We start from the raw sequence: 6709 nt of genomic DNA, 5'->3' as shown, positions 1-6709 counted from the left end.
TGCCACCGCAGGGCGTGTTCCTGCTGAATGAACTTCCAGATTTGCGTCAAATGACTTCAGAAAACCTTCTGCCATCTGGCTACGGCAGGAGTTGCCTGTACATAAAACAAGAATTCGAATCATGGTGTATTTCCTTTCATTGGTTGCAGTGAGCTGAAATGGTACCTGATTGCAGGGTTTCCAAACCTTGCAGATCCAGTTTCAGAATTTCATACAAATCCGGCATGGTATCCAATATCTGGTGTAAAATACGATGAATCTCATTGGATGCCGGTTTGAGTGAATAATAAATCCATAGTCCATCTCTTCTGGATTGAATGAGATTTGCCTGCCTCAAATAATTGAAGTGCCTGGAAATCTTTGAATTCCCATATCCGGTTACAGACTCAATGTGACAGTTGCAAAGTTCCCCTTTGGCGGCCAGCAAATTCAGAATGCGAATCCGTGCCGGATCACCAAAGGCCTTGAACAGTACGGCTAAGGTTTCCAGTGATGATTCTGGCTGATCAAGAGTCTGTGTTAGTGGCATTGGTGTCTCCTGAAGGGGATAAAATTTATATCTGCATATTTTTGCTTAAACAGAAATAGCTCAAGATATTTTTTGTATGAACATCAAAAAAACCATTGATATTTCTAATTCAGAGACATATTTAAGATTTAAGACTCCTAAAGCTGAAATACTCTTTTATGAATATATATTCCTTCTGAGGAACCATGGTTTTATCTAAAAGTTGCGCTTACGCGATACGTGCCATGGTTTGCCTGGATACCCTATCAAACGAAGATTTTGTCAGCATTCAGTCCCTGTCAGAGCAATTGGGCGTTTCGTTTTATTTTCTGACAAAAATTTTGCAAAGGTTGTCTGCCGAGGGAATGTTGGAGTCTTACCGTGGTCCCAAAGGTGGGGTAAAATTATTGAAATCAGCCAAGGACATCACTTTATTTGAAGTGATTGTCATCATTGACGGAGAATCCGCGTTGAATGAATGTGTTCTGGGTCTCAAGCAATGCGGTGATGAACAGCCCTGTTGTCTGCATCAGGAAGCCAAAAAAAACAGAGAGGAACTCAAGACCCTTTATAGAATCAAAACAATTCGGGATTTATCATTGCGTGAACGGAAGGGCGAATGCGTGGGCGTTGTCCTTTCCTGAGAAACGGAGTCCTGAGCATGTTTCAGGACTTCGTTTTACCATGTTCCTTCCGTATTGCCGGAAGGGTTTCTTTCAACCAAAGGAGGTAACTATGGAAAGTATAGCCGCATGGGACATTCGTGTCACAATTGACCTGTTTCTCGGTGGTGTCGGCGTTGGCGCGTTTCTGCTTTCAGTTCTGGCAAGTTTCTATGATCGTGAAAAACACTGGTTGACCGTCAGAGCTGGAGCTGTCCTTGCGCCAGTCACCGTTGGCGTGGGATTGTTGGTGTTGGTCACCAAACTGGGACGGCCTGAAAAATTTATTACGACCCTGTGGAATGTGAACCCTCTGTCTATCATGTCAATCGGGGTTTTTATACAAACCGGGTTCATGCTATTTGCGTGTCTCTATGCCGCCATGATCCTGTTTCAGCCGGACAAAATAGACTGGAAACTCCGGTTGGCGCAAATTCTTGGTAGTTTTTTTGCTGCGGGTACCGGTTTGTATCATGGATTGTTTTTATCTTCTTTGGGACGCGTTCTCTGGACAGAAATGACACCCGGAATGTTTTTGGCCTCCTCCCTGGCTACGGGAACCGCCGCGATCATGCTGATCCGCACGATTCAGGCACCCGTAAAACCTGAAGGCACCCGTGATTTTTCCTATCGCATCACCCTGCTTGTGGTGCTGGCGTTCCAGTTGGTGTCAGTGATTCTCTGGCAATTCTATACCGGACGTCTGGAACTGGAACAAGAGCTCAGCTACCGGAATTTCATGGAAAACCACGAGACACTCTGGACCACTGTTGTGTTGATTGGAGGCATTATCATTCCAGGCCTCGCCGCCTTGTATTCCATGCTCAAACAGGAAGTCAAAATGGGAAAGGGACTGACAATTATTGCCTGCGTCCTTGTTTTGACCGGAGGATTTGTAATGAAACATTTGATGGTTATCGGCGGACAGGTGGTGGTTCCGATCATTGAGTTGTTGTAGTGGTAACATTGAAACAAGGAGGATATATGGGATTAACACGAAGAAATTTTATCAAATATTCCACGATTTCCGGAGTCGGCCTTCTAAGCGCGACCAGCGGATTTCCACAGTTGACCGCATTTGCGGCGGACCCCTATAAAAAATTGGCGACAGCTCCCGGCAAATGGCTTTCGTCCACTTGTCAGGGATGCACAACATGGTGTCCGGTTCAGGTTCATGTTGTGGATGGCCGGGCCACCAAAATCAGAGGCAATGAACACGCATTGGCCAATCATGGCAATGTCTGTGTGCGATCGCACATTTCACTGCAACAGGTATATGATCCGGACCGGCTCAAAGTTCCAATGAAACGGACCAACCCCAAAAAAGGTCGTGATGAAGATCCTCGGTTTGTACCGATCAGTTGGGAAGAGGCGATTGATACGATCACGGATAAAATGATGGAACTCCGTAAAAATGATGAAACACACAAATTTCTGCTGTTACGGGGACGCTATACCTACATGCGGGATATCATTTATGAAGTCATGCCCAAGGTATTCGGCTCCCCTAATGGAATTTCCCACAGCGCGATTTGCGCCGAAGCTGAAAAATTCGGGCCGTATTTCACAGAAGGCTTCTGGGACTACAGAGATTACGATCTGGACAAAACCCGTTATGTGTTGTGCTGGGGGGCTGATCCGCTCGCGTCCAATCGTCAAGTGCCTCATGCGATCAGCATATGGGGCAAAGTTGGAGATCAGGCGAAAATTGCCGTGGTTGATCCCAGACTGTCCGCGACCGCGGCGAAAGCCAATGAGTGGCTACCGGTAATTCCCGGCGAGGATGGTGCACTGGCTGTCGCTATCGCTCATACGATTCTGGTCAACGGCGTATGGAATCGTGAGTTTGTGGGCGACTTTACGGACAAGCAAAACAGATTCAAGGTTGGGGAAATCATTCCTGAAGACACTTTTCAGGAAAATTACACCTATGGACTGATCAAATGGTGGAATCTGGAATTACGGGACAAAACCCCGGTATGGGCTGAAAAACGTTGCGGAATTCCAGCGGAACAAATCAAGCGGGTTGCGTTGGGATTCGCCGACGCCGCACCGCGAGCCATTTCGTGGCTATCTCCGGGCACAGCGATGCATGTCAGGGGCGGATACACTGCCATGGTCGCCCACGCTCTCAACGGACTGGTTGGCTCTGTTGACAATGAAGGTGGAACTGTCAGAGCTTCCAAAATTCCCGCGAACAAGGTTCCGGAATATAAAAAATACTATGATGAAATGGCTGAACGCGGTAATCATAACAAAAAAATTGACCAGCGGGGAACACTGCAATTTCCCGCTATGTCCAGTGGGAAACCAGGCAGTGGTGTGGTCACCAACAATGTGGCGGATGCCATTCTGCAAGAAAACCCCTATGACATTAAAGTGGCTATCGGCTACTGGAATAATTTCACCTTCTCCTGTAGCGGCGCGGAACGTTGGGAAAAGGCCATGAGCAAATTGCCGTTCTTTGCGCATATCACGACTCATGCTTCGGAGATGAGTCATTTCGCGGATATTGTCCTGCCAGCGGCGCATCAACTCTATGAAAAACTGGGCTTCATCAAAAGCAAGCAGAATCTGGTGGCTTATGCCTCCTTGAACAAACGTATTCTGGAACCGTTGTGGGATGTGAAAATGGATGAAACCGAAATTCCCTGGATGATCGCTGAAAAACTGGCGCAGAAAGGTTTTTCCAATATGTTTGATTTTTTCAGGAATGAGTTCAAAGACCCTCAAACCGGAAAAACACCGCAAAACAGCCTCGAATTTTCACTATATGCCCTGAAATATTACACACAACCCATGTGGGACGCATCTCATCCGGATTATGGGAAGTATGGCGACAAACTTGAGGGGTGGGATGATCTCTTTGAAAAAGGCGTATGGAATTCCAAACGGTATCCTTACCGTGAAAAATGGGGTAAATTCGGCACTGCGACCCAGAAGTTTGAATTTTACAGTGAAACCCTGAAGAAATCATTGACCGAACATGCCGAAAAGAATCAGGTCTCAATCAATGATGTGCTGGATGCCTGTAAATACCAGGCTCGGGATGAACTGGCGTTTGTTCCCCACTATGAGGAAGCCTATCGCTGGGGCGACGCGAATGAATTTCCGTTTATCTTTTTTGAACATCGGTCTCGTCTCAATCGTGAAGGACGATCCGCCAACTGCTCATGGTATCAGGACAACAAGGATTCTGACCCCGGAGATGAAAAATGGGATGATGTCGCCAAGATCAACCCTGTGGATGGACAACGTCTGGGGTTGCGAAACGGAGATACCATTGAACTGATTTCACCGACCGGAAAACTTCAGTGTCATGTAAAACTATGGGAAGGGGTACGCCCCGGAACCATCGGCAAGTGTTATGGCCAGGGACATTGGGCTTACGGTAGCATCGCAGCAAAGGATTTTGAAAAACGGATTCCCCGCGGAGGCAACAACAATCTTTTGTTGCCTGCTGATTATGAGCGTTTAAGTGGTAGCACCGCACGGCATGGCGGCGTGACTCGTGTTAAAATCATGAAAGTTTCGTAAGGGAGGACATTATGGCTAAATACGCAATGGTCATTGATCTGCATAACTGTGTCGGATGCGCCGCATGCGACATTGCCTGTAAAACAGAAAATAATACGGACGCCGGTTTTAACTGGTCCAGTCATGTGACCGAAACACGGGGCACCTTTCCCAATGTCAGTTTCCGTTACATTCCTACGCTTTGCAACCATTGTGAGAACGCTCCTTGTGTCAAGGTGTGTCCCACAGAGGCCATGTATAAGGACAACGAAGGCTTCACGCTGCATGACGCGGACAAATGCATCGGTTGTCGAAGCTGTGAACTGGCATGTCCCTACAAAGTCATCCATTTCAATAAGAAACAGCAACATCAACGCTACATGGATGATAAACCGCTGATCCCCGGAGTAACCTCCAGCGGCAAGGAAACCGCGGATAAAACAGGTGTGCCTCTACCCTATTATAATCCGGACCGTGCGAAAACCTATGATGGCATCCGCAGGGAAGGCATTGTGGAAAAATGTACTTTCTGTGACCACCGTGTGAAAGAAGGGTTACAGCCGTGGTGCGTTGAGGCTTGTCCCGGCGATGCCAGAATTTTTGGAGATACAGACGATCCGACAAGTCGGGTCTCCCAACTCCTGAAGCATTATACGCCAAGGCAGTTGCTCAAACACAAGGGCACAAAACCCAGAGTTTTCTATATCAGGGATTATGGAGCCTATTAGACTGTTTGCCAGTCGCGCCAATATCTACCGGATACTGGCCGACTGCTTTAAATATCCCGACCCTTCCCTTGCCGATATTCTGGAACTGATTCCCGCGCAAAAAGGTTGGGGATTATCCGCTGAACTGGAAAATGAACTGGATCGTCTGCCAGGATTATTTCATGTCGATTCTTCCGGTTTTCAGGAAATTGAACTGGAATACACACGCCTGTTTGTTGGCCCGTATCATGTGCCCGCATCACCCTACAGTTCCGTTTATCTTGATCCGGAACCCATGGTGATGGGAATTTCAACGCTGGAAGCCATTGATTTTTATGAGCGTGCCGGATTGAATCCTGATGAGAACGAGCATGTGTTACCGGATCATATCAGTACAGAACTGGAATTCATGTATTATCTGCTGTTTCAGTATGTCTCGCAGAATAATCCTGATTTTATGGCAATGGCAGAATCGTTTTTTTCCCGGCATCTGGGGCAGTGGGGACCTACGTTTGCGGAACTCGTACTCAAAAATGCGAGGCATCCCTATTATCAGAAATTAGGACAGGTTCTGGCGCTTTTCTTTGCTGAATGCACAGGCCGTCCTCCGCTAAATTAACCCCTCATGTTACCAACGTCCCTGTTTTTTCTCTCGTTCCAACGCTCCAGTTAACTTAACAGACGTGATCAGAGGGTTCGTCCCTCTGTCATGGCAGAGGGTTCGTCCCTCTGCCATGACAGAGACTGCCGGGACGTAACCCGACGCTACGGGTGTTTGTGCCAGCCTCATGGAGGATCACTTGTCCGGGTTTCTATAGTGTTTCAGATAATTGTTTTCTGGGAATGCTGGCAGAATGCCCGCAAAAGCAGGCGTCCAGCCTGCACTCCTGGCCCCAACTTTTTTTCTGGAATACTATAGTGATCCAGATAATTAAATTGGGGTTCCGTGTCATTTCGACCGGAGGGAGAAATCTTTCCAGGTGTTAAGATCCCTCATGTTCATTCGGGATGACACTTTCTCTCCTACTCAAAAAGAACCAAAAGACTTTTCTGGAATACTATATATTTTACTTTCCGATTATTCCTTAATTTGAATCAAATGATTTCCAGCTTGCGGATGCTATGCTGATTTCCATATTTAATAAGCACATTTTCATCGCTTTCTTTATTTTGTTTTTAATCGCCATCAGGAGGCGCAGAACAACTGGCGGAAATACTCAAGAAATACAGTACTTTTTCAAAGTGATTTTTCAAAAAGCCAGCATTTATAATTCAGGAGTCATGAATGGATAATGACAATCACACCCCGATGATGC

General features: G+C 46.8%; 7 protein-coding genes. 5 read left to right on the top strand and 2 right to left on the bottom strand.

Annotated features, from left to right (window positions below; genetic code table 11):
• Positions 1 to 120, bottom strand: a 120-nt coding sequence (locus tag HQM11_21070) for an arsenate reductase ArsC (protein ID MBF0353531.1), incomplete at its 3' end; no start/stop codon positions are given.
• Between the two features lie 16 nt (positions 121 to 136).
• On the bottom strand, positions 137 to 529 hold the full coding sequence (locus HQM11_21065) for a helix-turn-helix transcriptional regulator (GenBank protein MBF0353530.1): 393 nt from the start codon (positions 527 to 529) through the stop codon (positions 137 to 139).
• 185 nt (positions 530 to 714) lie between these two features.
• Here HQM11_21065 and HQM11_21060 point away from each other — a divergent pair, with 185 nt between their 5' ends.
• The 5 genes from HQM11_21060 (at position 715) to HQM11_21040 (ending at position 6012) form a co-directional block, all read left to right on the top strand.
• Positions 715 to 1152, top strand: coding sequence for an Rrf2 family transcriptional regulator (locus tag HQM11_21060; protein ID MBF0353529.1), 438 nt, complete (start codon positions 715 to 717; stop codon positions 1150 to 1152).
• A 91-nt stretch (positions 1153 to 1243) separates the two neighbouring features.
• Positions 1244 to 2128, top strand: coding sequence for a polysulfide reductase NrfD (gene nrfD, locus HQM11_21055; protein MBF0353528.1), 885 nt, complete (start codon positions 1244 to 1246; stop codon positions 2126 to 2128).
• A 26-nt stretch (positions 2129 to 2154) separates the two neighbouring features.
• Complete coding sequence (locus tag HQM11_21050) at positions 2155 to 4707, top strand: molybdopterin-dependent oxidoreductase (GenBank protein MBF0353527.1); 2553 nt, start codon at positions 2155 to 2157, stop codon at positions 4705 to 4707.
• Positions 4708 to 4718: 11 nt separating this feature from the next.
• Entirely contained in the window at positions 4719 to 5414 is a 696-nt protein-coding gene (locus HQM11_21045; GenBank protein MBF0353526.1) for a 4Fe-4S dicluster domain-containing protein, read from the top strand.
• Positions 5401 to 6012, top strand: coding sequence for a molecular chaperone (locus HQM11_21040; protein ID MBF0353525.1), 612 nt, complete (start codon positions 5401 to 5403; stop codon positions 6010 to 6012). The genes HQM11_21045 and HQM11_21040 overlap by 14 nt, the downstream gene beginning before the upstream one ends.
• Positions 6013 to 6709: the final 697 nt, after the last annotated feature.

This window comes from SAR324 cluster bacterium (assembly GCA_015232315.1).
Lineage (GTDB): Bacteria > SAR324 > SAR324 > SAR324 > NAC60-12 > JADFZZ01.
The sequence above is the reverse complement of the archived record's forward strand: the minus strand, read 5'-3'. Positions and strand labels throughout refer to the sequence as shown.